The sequence below is a fragment of the Micromonospora sp. NPDC049203 genome, from assembly GCF_043197215.1.
Taxonomy (GTDB): Bacteria; Actinomycetota; Actinomycetes; order Mycobacteriales; family Micromonosporaceae; genus Micromonospora.
In genome coordinates this window covers 1-2,006 of record NZ_JBICSV010000026.1, presented here as the reverse complement: position 1 = coordinate 2,006, position 2,006 = coordinate 1, and the positions used below count along the sequence as shown (strand labels likewise).

The 2,006-nt window shown below is 68.3% G+C and carries 1 protein-coding gene; it reads right to left on the bottom strand.

Annotated elements, in window-relative coordinates:
- Positions 1-154: 154 nt before the first annotated feature.
- The gene (locus ACGFIA_RS28655) at positions 155-1,885 is read right to left on the bottom strand and encodes a cellulose binding domain-containing protein (protein ID WP_393263048.1); all 1,731 of its coding nucleotides are present in this window, start codon (positions 1,883-1,885) and stop codon (positions 155-157) included.
- Positions 1,886-2,006 lie beyond the last annotated feature (121 nt).

Below are 2,006 nucleotides of genomic sequence, written 5' to 3'. Positions count from 1 at the left end.
TGCGGCCACACCTCAAAAAAAAAAAAAAAATTAAAAAAAACGCCCACCCGCGGCCGGCCGTGGGGGTCCTTTTTCCCCTCTACCCAATTTTCCACCCCCCCCGGGGGGGGGGGGGCCCCCCCCCCCCCCCCCCGCCCTTGTTCCGTGTCCCCGGTCAGAGAGTGAGTACGACTGTGGAGATGCTCCGCGCGCCGACGTTCACGGTCACCTGGTTGCCGTTCACGCCGACCGGCTGGCTCGCCGCGCTCGCGTTCTGCGACGTGGCCACGTACTCCGCCCGGCTGACGTTCTGCGGCGCCTGGATGATCGCGTTGTTCACCGCGCTGGTGGACCGGTTGAGGATCACCAGCGTGACCTTCCCGTCGCCGGAGTAGGCGGTCACCTCCAGCGGGGACGCCTTGGAGCTCTTGGTCAGGGCGACCCGCTGGTAGCCGGGCCGCACGTACTTCGCGTACTGGGAGAACGCGTACCCGCGCTTGAGCGGCGCACCAGCCACCGTGCCGTACGCGGACTCCCCGTCACCGATGAACGAGTAGTAGCGCTTGCCGTACCACCAGACGTACGCGCTCCAGTTCGACTCCATCGACTTGTGCACGGTGCGCATGATGTCGTCGAGCGTCTCGTTCCAGACCGTGGCGTTTGCCGGGTTGCCCCAGATGTTCGAGCCGCCGCCGTCGGCCTCGTGCAGGTTCCACTCGGTCATCCACACCGGCTTGTTGTACTGCTGCGCCAGCGTGTACGGCTTCAGCCGGCCGGACGCCTCGGTGCCGTAGAGGTGCCCGCCGATGTAGCCGATGTTGTTGCGGGCCGCCGCGTCGTTGAGCGTCGGGTCGGTGTAGCCGTAGTTGAGGTTCACCGCCTCGGCGACCATCAGCTTCGTGTTCTGCACCTTGGCGCCCTGCTCCCGCACGAAGGTCTGCAGCTCGGTGCCGCTCCAGTCCATCGAGTCGTAGTTCGGGTGCCAGTCCGGCTCGTTCTGCACGGACGTGACGTCGATCGTCACGCCCTGGTTGCGCATGTACTGCACGTAGCTGTTGAGGTGGCCTGCGTAGTCGTCGTAGTAGTCGGTGCGCAGCTTGCCGCCGTTGATCCGGCTGTTGTTCGTCTTCCAGGCCGCCGGGGCGGTCCACGGCGACGCCATGATCTTCACGTTCGACCCGTACGACTTCGCCGTCCGCAGCGCGCTGACCTGGGTTCCCCACTCGCCGGACACCGGCGAGATCCCGGTACGCACGATGGACAGGCCGAGCTGGTTGGGGCCGAGCCCGACGAGCGTCTGCGTCTCGGCCGTCGACCAGGCGCCGCCCCAGATCGACACGGCGGCGCCGAACCCGTCGATCGTCTGGTAGCGGCTGGCGGTGTTGACGGTGATGTCCGCCGCCCCGGTCGGCGGCGGGGTGCTGGGCGAGGTGGTCGGCGAACTCGTCGGTGACGTGGACGGCGAGGTGGACGGCGACGTGGGCGTCGTGCCGCCGGTGCAGGTCACCCCGTTGAGCGCGAAGCTCGTCGGCGCGGGGTTGCTGCTGGTCCAGGCCCCGTTGAACCCGAACGACGTGTTGCCGTTGGTGGGGATGGACCCGTTGTAGTCGACGTTGCGGGCGGTGACAGCCGCTCCGCTCTGCGTCACCGTGGCGTTCCACGCCTGTGTGACCGTCTGCCCGGCGGCGTAGGACCAGGTGAGCGTCCAGCCGTTTACCGGGTCGCCGAGGTTGGTGACTGTGACGTTCGCGCCGAAGCCGCCCTGCCACTGCGACGACACGGCGTAGGTGACCGCGCAGCCGGCGGCTGCCGCGCCGGCCGGCAGCGCCGCGGCCATCGCGGTCGACGCCAGCAGGACGGCCCCGGCCGACAACACCGCGGTACGGGTCGTCAGGTGCCTTCTCATCGGATCTCTCTCTTCTCGATCGGCCGGCTCAGCGCTGGAGGGTGAGGAGTCCGGGGCGGTAGGGCAGGAGGCCGTAGTCGCCGCCGGAGTTGGGGGAGCGGCCCTGGTAGAGCAGTTGGAG